This is a genomic window from Paenibacillus sp. Root444D2 (genome assembly GCF_001426375.1).
GTDB lineage: Bacteria > Bacillota > Bacilli > Paenibacillales > NBRC-103111 > Paenibacillus_E.
In genome coordinates, this window is sequence record NZ_LMEO01000021.1 from 15,380 (window position 1) to 26,193 (window position 10,814).

The following is a 10,814-nucleotide window of genomic DNA, read 5'->3' on the forward strand; positions in this document are numbered from 1 at the left end:
TTTAGCTCAACCTTGACAAACGCGCTCGTCCCAGAAGGACGACGGAGTCGTTTATCCTTGGTACTGGGAAGGGAACTGCTTATGATCAAAGAAGTAATTGTCGTCGAAGGCAAGGACGATACAGCTGCTATTCGCCGAGCGGTAGAGGCGGATACGATTGAAACAGGCGGCTCTGCAATTGGACAAGCCGTACTAAAGCGTATTGCACTTGCGCAGCAGCGAAGAGGCGTTATTATATTCACGGATCCGGACCACGCAGGTGAACGGATTCGGAAGATTGTAGCAGCCAAGGTGCCTGGCTGCAAGCATGCCTTCATTACGCAGGAGCAGGCCGAGTACAAGGGGGATATCGGCGTCGAGAATGCGACGCCTGAAACGATCCGTCAGGCCCTACAGAGCCTTCGCACGGAATATGATGGTGCGGTTTCACAGCTGACCATGGAGGATCTCATGGCCGCAGGTTTGATTGTTCATGCTGAGGCAGCTTCTCGCCGGCTGATAGTGGGTAAAGCATTAGGAATTGGCTATTGCAACGGCAAGCAATTTTATAAGCGCTGTGCAATGTTTCAAATCTCGCGTGAGGAATTTGAGGCGGCTTTGGAACATTTGGAAGTTGATAAGTAAAGAGTTGAAAACAATGCTCAAGTATTCACTTGTCACCACGTATTAGGGTTTACAAAGGCGTTGATTAGAAAACGATAAATATCGTAGAGTCGTTTAGCAACTTTATGAACGTAGATGGACTTTAGTAGTTGCCATTGTTGTATTTTCTACAACTATTCACACGTACAAAGGCTATTTTCAACTTGAAGTTGTAATTTGTACAACATTTTGAACCCATTTGGTGCGATATGGCCTGTATAGGACCAAATTGTTGTACATGATACAACAACAAAGGGAGAAAGGCGAGATTAAGGCAACAATTGTTGCACTTTCTACAACATCATTCAACCGCCAATATGGATTTATTTGTCCAGCAACCTCAATTGAGCATAGATGACGAATGATCCCGATTTAAGAATGTAGAGCGAGTGAATTGACAGTCTCCTTCCTGCAACATTATCCAACTGAAAGTATGTATTTATCAGTAAACTCTCATGAGATTATATGACTATGCATACCGAACTTCCAGTAAGATTCCATTGTAGAAATAAATTTCATGAGATTTGGCGCAGGGTTTGAAGGCGCATATGAAAGATAATGAATATGAAATTCAGAACCTATAGATAATGAGGTCTATATCATGAATATACCCAACAATGAAGTGATTGTAACAGCAGATGACGTAGCTACACCGAGTAAAACGAAACAAATTATTAAGAGAAATGGTCTGGTGCTCAAAAAGAGCTTGGGTCAAAACTTTTTGATTGACCAAAATATCCTAAGCAAGATTGTCATGGCTGCTGAGCTCGGGCCAAACAAGGCTGCGCTTGAGATCGGCCCCGGCATTGGGGCGCTCACGCAGCAGCTGGCCAAGCTCGCTGGCCGTGTCTTGGCCGTCGAGATCGATCAGCGTCTGCTGCCCATTCTGGCCGAGACGCTGGAGCCCTATCCCCACGCTACAGTCGTCCATGGGGACATTTTGAAGACCGACCTGCCGGAATTGTTCCGGCAGCACTTCGAGGGCATGGACGGCGTCAGTGTCGTCGCCAACCTGCCCTACTACATCACGACACCGATCATCATGAAGCTTCTCGAAGAGAAGCTTCCCTTGGAGAACATCGTCGTGATGATTCAAAAAGAGGTGGCCGACCGCATGGCGGCTCGCCCGGGCACCAAAGATTACGGCAGCCTCAGCATTGCCGTGCAGTTCCACTGCGAGCCGGAGCTTGTCACAATCGTGCCGCGCACCGTCTTCGTGCCGCAGCCGAACGTCGACTCCGCCGTGATCCGGCTGCGTGTGCGCAAAACCCCGCCGGTCGAGGTGGCGGACGTGGACTTCTTCTTCGCCGTTGTTCAGGCGTCCTTCGTCCAGCGGCGCAAAACCCTTTACAACAACCTAGCAGCGCGGTTCTTCACCAAAGAAAATAAGCCTGAGCTGGAAGCTCTGCTGCTCGGCATTAACATAGAGCCTTCGCGTCGCGGCGAAACGCTCAGTATGGAAGAATTCGCGCGCTTGTCGTCGGCTCTTCTCGCGCACGGCTGCAAATAACCCGCACCAAATGCCTAGTCCCGCCATAGGATACCCCTAGGAGGGGATTGTGCTATGAGGCAAGGAGACTTTGTTACCCGTAAATCCTATGGCGGCGACGTCATGTTTAAGATTGAGCGCATAGAGCAGCTGAAGGCTATCCTGCGCGGTGTGGATTATAGGCTGCTCGCGGATGCGCCTTTAGTGGATTTGACCATTTCAAATCCGACGGATGTCATGGATCATCCGCGATCGAGTTCACCCGAATTTCGGGAGTCGCTCCGGCGTCTGGCGGTATCCCAGTTGCAGCTGCAAGAGAAAAACCAACTCTCAATAAACCATAAACAAAATACCGATAAAAGCTACTTCGAAGTGCCTGGCAAAGTGCTGCACCTTGATGGTGATCCTACTTACTTACGTAAAAGTATGCAAATCTATGGGGAATTGCGTGTGCCTGCCGAGGGGTTTTATATTCCTGAAGCACAAATGGCGGATGCTCTTCACAGGCTGCTTCCACAAATTAAGCCGGACATTGTTGTTATTACCGGTCATGACGGAATACTTAAGCAGCGCAAGGGTGGAGGTCCAAGCAACCTTTCCAGCTATAAGAATTCACAAAACTTCGTAAACGCTGTACAGATCGCCAGACAGTATGAGCGTAATCGGGACTCCATGATTATTGTGGCTGGTGCTTGTCAGTCTCATTTTGAGGCCTTACTGAGGGCTGGAGCTAATTTTGCGAGTTCTCCTGCTCGTATCCTCATTCATGCCTTAGATCCGCTTTGTATCGCGGCTAAACTGTCATATACTTCCGTGAAGGAAACCATTTCCATGCTTGATATCGTTGACTTGACGGTGACAGGCTTAGAAGGATTAGGTGGGGTTGAGACGAGAGGCAGCTATCGCATGGGGGTTCCGGGTATTCAACATACGGAAGATCATGCTTAAATATTCCTATGATACATGTAAAAAACAACATGGACCGACAAAACATAGGGTATACAATATCAACACTTACCTGTCATTCGACTCCTTGGAGAGGGCTGACTGGGTAAGTGTTCTTTTTTTAGTGGAAAAGTGTGAATAATTTGCGAACTTTGGAGACAACCTGTAAGAGGGAGATTTCGAAAATTCAGCAAAAATGCCGTTGACAACAGGAATGTGGTGCTGATATAATATTTGACCTCGTTTGACATGCCTGTCTGAATGGGTTATAATTAACTAGGAAAGAGGTGGTAGTTGACAATGGCAAAAAATGCGCTGTTGGAGATCAAACGCAGTTTGGAGCCCCACGTTGGGCAGAAGATCATGTTAAGAGCGAATGGTGGCCGTCGAAAGACTGTCGAGCGTTCTGGTGTTTTAGAAGAAACCTACCCTTCTGTGTTTATTGTGAAATTAGATCAAGAATCCCACGCCTTTAAACGAGTGTCGTACAGCTACGCCGATATCCTTACTGAATCCGTTGAAGTTACCGTGTGTAATGACGATGGACAGGTTCGTATCACCTACATCCAACATTAGCTTAATGCATTCCTATATGAGCAGACCCAGAGGGTCTGTTTTTGCATTTGAATGGACCTTATCGGGTTGGGCATACTATAGCAAAACTCCAAGGAGGTTCCAATTATGAGTCGCAGAAGAGGGATCATGTCCGAAAGCTTTAAATATGAATTAGCCAAAGATCTAGGGTTTTATGATGTGGTGCAGCGTGAGGGTTGGGAGGGCATCCGAACGAAGGATGCAGGGAACATGGTGAAGCGTGCGATCCAAATTGCTCAGGAACAGCTGGTGAAACAGTATAACCCTGCGGCTTCTACCGTCAACCAGACGCAATCAGCGAACAGTCAGCAAAGTAACATTCAACCTAACTATAGTCAGCCTACCTTCAATCAAACTAACTACAGTCAAACTAACTACAGTCAAACTTCTTCCAATCCGTCTAACTACAATCCGTCGAATTATAATCAGTCCAACTATCAATCTGTATCTTCCCAACAACCCTATTCGCAGCCTCAATCAAGCTTTAATCAGAACGTATACAGTGGAACGCAGCAAACGCAATCTTCCTATACACCTGCTGCCTACACACCGAATACGACCAATGTAAATACCTATAGATCTTCTAATCCAATACAACCTAATGCAGCGGTTTTCAATCAAATAATTACTGGATCGCAGGAAGAAACGCAAGCGGGACAGCGTCCCTTCTACAGCTAAAGCGAATGCTTTAGCTTTTTTTTTGCGCTTTTGTTATAATATTTTAACGGCAAACGAGCAAAAGAAGGTGATCTGATGAAGATTTTTGAAAAAGCACCGGCTAAAATCAATTTATCCCTTGATGTTTTACATAAAAGATCGGACGGTTACCATGAAGTTGAGATGGTCATGACAATGGTAGATCTAGCAGATCGGATCGAAATGCAGGAGCTTTCGCGGGACACCATCATCATTTCCAGTCAGGCGGGTTATATTCCGCTCGATGAGAAGAATTTAGCCTTTCAGGCGGCACGCCTTATTAAAGATCGATACGACGTCAAACAGGGTGTGTACATCCACTTGGACAAGCAGATCCCCGTAGCAGCGGGTCTAGCAGGGGGCAGCAGCGATGCGGCAGCTACACTTAGAGGTTTGAATCGGCTCTGGAACTTAAACATCCCTATGGAAGAGCTGCAGGTGCTTGGAGCGGAGCTTGGCTCGGATGTACCCTTTTGTGTAACGGGAGGGACGGCTGTCGCTAGAGGACGCGGAGAGAAGCTGGAAGCGATCGTCTCGCCGCCTCAGTGCTGGGTCGTACTTGCGAAGCCGCCTATCAATGTGTCCACATCGGAGATTTACGGGAAGCTGAATGCTCGGGAGATTAAGCATCATCCTTCGACGGAAGGTGTGCTAAACGCGATTCGGGAGAAGCGATTCGATCAGCTTTGCGGAAGCCTCGGCAATGTTCTTGAGGAAGTGACGCTGGACCTTTATCCTGAGGTGAGACATCTCAAAGAATGCATGCAGAGGCTTGGTGCGGATGGTGTGTTGATGTCGGGCAGCGGGCCGACGGTATTCGGTCTCGTATCCAAGGAAGCGAAGGTGCCCCGCATTTATAACGGACTGCGTGGATTTTGTAAGGACGTTTACGCAGTGCGGATGTTGACGTAGATGAAGTAGGACGGTTGCAGGGCCCGCGAAGGGCTCTTTTTCATTGAATAGAGGGTGAACTTAGATTTTAGCCACTCCATAAAACGTGTCAGATTGATGTTAAGTTGATGTTAATATAATTTTCATGAGAAGCTTGAATAAATACGTATAAAAATGGTATATTTTCATTATAATATTCGGATTTTTGGGGGTAGTGCGATGAAAAAGTTGAAAAGGAGCGCTAGGCTGGTGGAAATGACGCAATATTTGTTATTCCGCCCCCATTCGTTAATCCCTTTAACGACTTTTGCCGAGCGTTACAACTCTGCTAAATCCTCCATTAGTGAAGATTTAGCGATCATCAAGGAAGTATTTGAAGAAGAAGGACTAGGCGAGCTGAATACGCTTGCTGGGGCTGCTGGAGGTGTGAAGTTTTCACCAAAAGTGCCTAAGGAAGTATCACTGAAATTTATACAGAACCTTTGTTTACAACTGCAGCAGCCAGAGCGGATTCTTCCAGGCGGTTATTTGTATATGTCAGATATTATGGGGCAGCCCCAATATTTGAATGAAATTGGCAAGACGTTTGCATCCGCTTTCGCTGGTCGTGATATTGATGTAATTATGACCGTAGAAACGAAAGGCATTCCACTCGCTTATGCGACGGCAACTTATATGAATCTGCCTGTTGTGATTGTCCGCAGGGACAGTCGTGTGACGGAAGGGTCAGCGGTTAGCATCAACTATGTTTCAGGTTCCAACAAGCGGATCCAGACGATGTCACTCGCTAGGCGTGCTTTGAAAGAAGAGTCAAAGGTGCTTATCATTGATGATTTCATGCATGTTGGAGGTACCATCCACGGTATGATGGATTTGTTAGCGGAATTCAAAGCCTCGGTTCAAGGGGTTGGTGTATTCATGGAGTCTTGTGAGGTTGAAGAGCATTTGGTCGATCACTACGTATCGCTTGCTCGTTTATACGGCGTAGATTCCAAGACGAAACAAATCACGGTAGAGCCAGGCAACTATTTTGACAGTAAAAAAGGAGATTCGTAAAACGATGGAACTTATTTCAACAACAGCAGCACCTGCTGCTATCGGACCTTACTCGCAAGCGGTAAAGCTTGGTAACCTCCTCTTTACTTCCGGACAAATTCCACTTGGCTTGGATGGACAGATTGTACAGGGTGGAATCAAGGAACAGGCCCATCAAGTGTTCGCGAATTTGAAGGGTGTGCTTGAAGCAGCAGGTTCATCATTTGATCAAGTTGTGAAAGCGACGGTTTTTTTGAAGGATATGAATCAGTTTGCAGAGCTGAATGAAATTTATGGTTCGTACTTTGGTGACCACAAACCGGCTAGATCCACTGTCGAAGTGGCCAGATTACCCCGTGATGTTTTTGTCGAAATCGAGTTAATTGCTGTGATTTCTGTCGAAATTTAACAGTAACATTAAGATTGTATAAAATTATCGAAAATTTCAAAAAAAGAAGAAGGAATTTGCACGACGATGTGGAATATTACACCCAAGTCTCAGAGATGGAAAAAGGTGGTGAACACAAGTGCAAATTACAGATGTAAGACTCCGCCGGGTCAACTCCGAGGGGAGGATGAAGGCGATTGCTTCCATTACCATTGATAACGAGTTCGTCGTTCATGACATACGTGTCATCGACGGTAATAATGGGATGTTCGTGGCTATGCCAAGCAAACGAACACCGGATGGTGAATTCCGTGATATCGCTCATCCGATTTCTTCCACAACACGTGAGAAAATTCAAGCGGCAGTACTAGCTGAATACGATCGCGCGGCTGTAGAAGAAGAGGTAATTGAAGAAGGCGCATAATTCAGATTATTGAGAGAGCCCTTGGGCTCTCTTTTCTTTTGGGTGGTATTGATGCTATATTTGGTTGAAGAACTCATCAATTATACATATAGTAGTGTGTAACTATTTATATTAAAGGGGTTGAATGTTAGTTGAAACTCATGGGGATCGTACTGGCCGCAGGACAAGGTAAACGCATGAAATCGAAGCTATACAAGGTGCTTCATCCGGTTGTAGGTAAGCCAATGGTGGAACACGTTGTGGACACGCTGCAGCATATAGAAGTAACAAAAACACTCGTCATTGTTGGATTCGGGGCCGAAGCCGTGAAGGGACATCTGGGAGATCGAGTGGAGTACGCTTTACAGGAGCAGCAGTTGGGAACGGGTCATGCTGTTCTTCAAGCGAAAGATGCTCTTGGCGAAGAGGAAGGGATGACTGTTGTCATTTGCGGCGATACACCGTTGATTTCGGAAGCCACCTTGATGAGCACCATTGAGCTGCATGAGCTGTCTGGAGCGTCTGCGACAATTCTTACAGCCAAACTCGATGAGCCGCATGGTTATGGACGCATTATTCGCGGTGAAGACGGCCGAGTAGCACGGATTGTCGAGCAGAAGGACTGCAGCAGCGAGGAAGCAGCAGTTCAGGAGATCAACACAGGCACTTATATTTTCGATAATCGGAAACTGTTCAAGGCCTTAGCGTCGGTTACGAACAATAATACGCAAAATGAATACTATCTGACTGATGTCATTGGGATTATGACAGGCGGAGGAGAAGTTGTTCAAGGCTATTGCATGGAGGACAGCGCAGAATCGATCGGTGTGAACGATCGTGTGGCACTTGCTGAGGCCGAGCGGTTATTCAAAGCGCGTATTAACCGTGAGCACATGCTGAACGGGGTTACGATTGTAGATCCATTGAATACGTATATTGAGAAAGATGTTACCATCGGCATGGATACGGTACTGCTGCCGGGTACTATTTTACGGGGTCGTACGGTTATTGGGGAACAATGTACAATTGGACCGCAAACGGAAATTATCGACTCGACGATTAGGGATGAGGTTACGATTAAACAATCCGTCCTTCAGGATGCCTATGTGGATAATGAGGCCAGTGTGGGGCCGTTTGCTTATTTGAGACCTGGCGCTAATATTGGGAAGCAAGTGAAAATTGGCGACTTTGTTGAGATTAAGAACGCGACACTGGGTGAGGGATCGAAAGTTTCTCATTTAAGCTATGTAGGGGATGCTGTTGTTGGCACGAATGTAAACATCGGCTGCGGCGCCATTACCGTGAACTACGACGGATTCAATAAGAGTTTAACGGAAATTGGCGATGATGCCTTTGTGGGCAGTAATGTGAATTTGATTGCTCCTGTGAAAATCGGCAAGGGCGCATATGTTGTTGCAGGTTCAACAATTACACATTCCGTAGATGATGGGGATCTAGCAATTGCTCGCGAGAGACAATCGAACAAGTCTGGCTATGCTGATAAAATTAGAGCGCGGGCTAAAGCGAAGAAGGAAAATAAACAAAACAAAGAGTAATTCACAACATAGGAACGGTAAATCTCACTTTGTGAGGATGAAATTGGATGGAACTTCTTGAGGTTGGGTAGGCTATGAACTAGCTGTTATCCACTTGGCACTGCTTATTCAAGCGAGGTGCTGAGCAAAACCCTTAGGAGGTTCTTTTTCTTATGGCATTTTCATTAAAAGCGGAATCCCGCAAAGAAACAACGAAATCAGATATTAAACAACTGCGTATCCAAGGTAGAATACCTGCAGTTGTATATGGCCAAAAGGTGGGCTCTGCGGTCATTACGGTTGATCAAAAAGAATTACTAGCGCTGTTACGCCAAAATCCTCATGCTATTATTGATTTGGATATGCCAGACGGAAGTGGCAAGCAACCCGTGATGATCCACGAGATCCAGCGTGACAAACTTAAACGAGAGCGGCTGCTACATATCGATTTTCATCAAATTAATATGGATGAGCCTGTTAAAACGATTGTTAGCTTGGAATTCATTGGTGAGGCTGAAGGGGCCAAAGAAGGCGGCATTGTTCAAATTCAGATGCATGAGCTGGAGATTCGATGCTTGCCCAATCAGATCCCAAGTTCGATCAAGGTGGACATTTCGAACATCGGACTCGGAGATAACTTATTAGTAAACCAACTCACTATCCCTGCGGGGATTGAAGTGAAGTCTGAGTCTAACGATTTAATTCTCACGATTCTTGCGCCTCAGAAAGAGACTGCTGTAGAAGAGCCAGCAAATAATGAAGAGAAGGTTGGACAAGCGGAAACATCGAACGAGGCTGCGACTGAAGGCCAGCCGGTATAGATCAAACGAACGAGAAGGAACCCTCACATCTATGTAGAGGGTGTCCTTTATTACTGTGTTGTAAGCGCTTAATATCCGGGCCGCGAAAGAAAAACGTGAGTATTTCGGTTGTAGAATGTATTATTTACTTTGATAAAATACAAGGTGTAGATTTCAATGAAGCCTATATCCTTATGTACATTTTGATAGTATACTTGGACGGGAATACAGGATTCAGCATGATCTTGAAAATGAAGATCGGTTGTAAGCTGTTGACCATTTAAATACATATGACTGATTCACCCACAGCTTTAAATTTGATGGTTCGTTTTCATATAGGTAAACAATAACCTCTAGATGATGGTTCCGCAAAGGATTTTTTAGTTTAACTTTAGGAGGATTTAGAAGAAAATGAAATGTTTTATTGGACTAGGTAATCCGGGAAAACAATATGAGATGAATCGACACAATGTTGGTTTCATGGCCATTGACCGTTTTGCTGCCAAATGGGGTATTACTTCTTTTCAAAATAAAAGTAAGGGTCTTCTAGGCGAAGGTGTGGTCAATGGAACGAAGGTATATTTACTTAAACCGATGACTTATATGAATCTTTCGGGCGAATCCATGCGAGCGTTCTTGGACTTTTATAAAGCAAAACTGGAAGACGTTATGATTGTTTATGATGATATGGATACATCATTCGGTCAAATTCGACTCCGTTATCAAGGCAGCCCTGGTGGTCATAATGGAATTAAATCTATTATTCAGCATGCTGGTACGCAAAGCTTCAACCGAATTCGAGTGGGTGTGAACAGGCCAGCGCCCGGCTATAATATTGCCGATTATGTCTTATCTAACTTTTCCAAAGACGAGATGAAATCGATAGATGAGGTACTGGACCTCACTTGCGAAGCCATGCTGTTCAGTCTGAGTGAGTCATTCGAAAAGACGATGGCGAAGTTCAATAAATAAGTGAAGTCATCTGCTTCAGACTCATTGTATGCAAGTTCGCTATTCGAAAATGACAATGGCACATTCGGCTAATTTCTCTGAAGAATGGTCATACTAGGATGTAATCGAATAGTCGAAGGAGGCATACATATATGATTAAGTATATTTGCAGACATTGTCATACCTTTGTTGGGGAAATTAATCAGGAATCGATCACGGAGCAGCAGTTAGGCTTCCATTTCTTGACCCCCGATGAGCGTAGAGATATAATATCGTATAACACGAATGGAGATGTTACGGTAAGGGTCGTTTGTGACTACTGTCGTGAGGCGCTAGATGCAAACCCAGAACTGTCCCTGCTGGCAAGTCCGTTGCAGTAAAATTGATGAAGATAAAGAGTTAATAGCCGAGGCAAGTGTGCCGAGGCTTCTTTTTGTGAGGGGAG

Annotated in this window: 12 protein-coding genes and 1 pseudogene; all 13 read left to right on the forward strand. The window is 45.5% G+C overall.

All coding sequences use genetic code 11. From position 1 onward, the window contains the following. Positions 1 to 81 precede the first annotated feature (81 nt). The 13 genes and pseudogenes from rnmV (at position 82) to ASD40_RS13725 (ending at position 10,749) form a co-directional block, all read left to right on the forward strand. Positions 82 to 624 carry a ribonuclease M5 gene (rnmV, locus tag ASD40_RS13660; RefSeq protein ID WP_057303815.1) on the forward strand — a complete coding sequence of 181 codons (543 nt, stop codon included), beginning with the start codon at positions 82 to 84 and terminating at the stop codon, positions 622 to 624. A 619-nt stretch (positions 625 to 1,243) separates the two neighbouring features. Beyond that, the gene (gene rsmA, locus ASD40_RS13665; RefSeq protein WP_057303816.1) at positions 1,244 to 2,152 is read left to right on the forward strand and encodes a 16S rRNA (adenine(1518)-N(6)/adenine(1519)-N(6))-dimethyltransferase RsmA; all 909 of its coding nucleotides are present in this window, start codon (positions 1,244 to 1,246) and stop codon (positions 2,150 to 2,152) included. Positions 2,153 to 2,206: 54 nt separating this feature from the next. After that, the gene (gene yabG / locus ASD40_RS13670) at positions 2,207 to 3,079 is read left to right on the forward strand and encodes a sporulation peptidase YabG (RefSeq protein WP_057303817.1); all 873 of its coding nucleotides are present in this window, start codon (positions 2,207 to 2,209) and stop codon (positions 3,077 to 3,079) included. A 297-nt stretch (positions 3,080 to 3,376) separates the two neighbouring features. Further along, positions 3,377 to 3,652: a biofilm formation stimulator Veg gene (gene veg / locus ASD40_RS13675; protein ID WP_028557365.1), complete on the forward strand. Its 276-nt coding sequence runs from the start codon at positions 3,377 to 3,379 to the stop codon at positions 3,650 to 3,652. 105 nt (positions 3,653 to 3,757) lie between these two features. Next, positions 3,758 to 3,928 (forward strand): annotated as a pseudogene (locus ASD40_RS36100) (small, acid-soluble spore protein, alpha/beta type); the annotation flags it as partial. Between the two features lie 495 nt (positions 3,929 to 4,423). Continuing rightward, the gene (gene ispE, locus ASD40_RS13685) at positions 4,424 to 5,278 is read left to right on the forward strand and encodes a 4-(cytidine 5'-diphospho)-2-C-methyl-D-erythritol kinase (protein ID WP_057303819.1); all 855 of its coding nucleotides are present in this window, start codon (positions 4,424 to 4,426) and stop codon (positions 5,276 to 5,278) included. Positions 5,279 to 5,476: 198 nt separating this feature from the next. Then, a complete protein-coding gene (gene purR / locus ASD40_RS13690) occupies positions 5,477 to 6,313 on the forward strand; it encodes a pur operon repressor (RefSeq protein ID WP_029198001.1) in 837 nt (278 codons plus the stop codon). 4 nt (positions 6,314 to 6,317) lie between these two features. Continuing rightward, positions 6,318 to 6,701, forward strand: coding sequence for a RidA family protein (locus ASD40_RS13695; protein WP_047683005.1), 384 nt, complete (start codon positions 6,318 to 6,320; stop codon positions 6,699 to 6,701). Positions 6,702 to 6,819: 118 nt separating this feature from the next. Then, on the forward strand, positions 6,820 to 7,104 hold the full coding sequence (gene spoVG, locus ASD40_RS13700) for a septation regulator SpoVG (protein ID WP_028557369.1): 285 nt from the start codon (positions 6,820 to 6,822) through the stop codon (positions 7,102 to 7,104). A 131-nt stretch (positions 7,105 to 7,235) separates the two neighbouring features. After that, the gene (gene glmU / locus ASD40_RS13705; RefSeq protein ID WP_057303820.1) at positions 7,236 to 8,639 is read left to right on the forward strand and encodes a bifunctional UDP-N-acetylglucosamine diphosphorylase/glucosamine-1-phosphate N-acetyltransferase GlmU; all 1,404 of its coding nucleotides are present in this window, start codon (positions 7,236 to 7,238) and stop codon (positions 8,637 to 8,639) included. Positions 8,640 to 8,791: 152 nt separating this feature from the next. Next, positions 8,792 to 9,439, forward strand: a complete 648-nt coding sequence (locus ASD40_RS13710) for a 50S ribosomal protein L25 (RefSeq protein ID WP_057303821.1) — start codon at positions 8,792 to 8,794, stop codon at positions 9,437 to 9,439. A gap of 390 nt (positions 9,440 to 9,829) precedes the next feature. Next, entirely contained in the window at positions 9,830 to 10,390 is a 561-nt protein-coding gene (gene pth, locus ASD40_RS13720; protein WP_057303823.1) for an aminoacyl-tRNA hydrolase, read from the forward strand. Between the two features lie 131 nt (positions 10,391 to 10,521). Next, on the forward strand, positions 10,522 to 10,749 hold the full coding sequence (locus ASD40_RS13725) for an anti-sigma-F factor Fin family protein (RefSeq protein ID WP_057303824.1): 228 nt from the start codon (positions 10,522 to 10,524) through the stop codon (positions 10,747 to 10,749). Positions 10,750 to 10,814: the final 65 nt, after the last annotated feature.